Genomic DNA, 547 nt, shown 5'->3' on the forward strand with positions numbered 1-547 from the left:
AAACCTCGCATTAACGCTGGCGGCCTATAATGCAGGAGAAGGCCGAATTGCTCGCGCTATAAAGAAAGCGGGCACCGATGACTTCCAACAGCTCACTCTGCCAAAAGAAACACATCAGTACGTCAGTCGTTTCTTCGCCTTGGAAAAACTGATAGATATCGGGCAGTTACAACACTCTTCTTTTCAGCCATTGCTTCTATTTGCAGCTGAATCTGCGGCACCATCACAGCCTCTGATCGACTTTAGTCGACTTCCTCCACTCGTTAATTTGTGATAATAATCACCAAAACAACGAATGTCAGAAGAACGTAAAATTACAAGATCCTGTTCTGCTAATTTAAAAACTCGTGATCTCGATGCAAACGTGTGCAAAAAAGTTAAGGTAATGTATCTCAAGAATAAGAAAGAGTAGTGGTTTACTGATAATAGTCCAATTTGCACTTGTTTATTGGATAGATATGCATCACATTACGTGTGCAAAAAAGATGAAAACCAATGGTTGGACCTATTAATTATTTACACACTAAATATAAAACGGCTATTGTTT

Annotated in this window: 1 pseudogene; it reads left to right on the forward strand. The window is 39.5% G+C overall.

Annotated features, from left to right (window positions below):
• Positions 1-274: pseudogene (locus tag R8N49_RS29715) on the forward strand (lytic murein transglycosylase); the annotation flags it as partial.
• Positions 275-547: the final 273 nt, after the last annotated feature.

Source organism: Vibrio sp. 1978 (assembly GCF_033344345.1).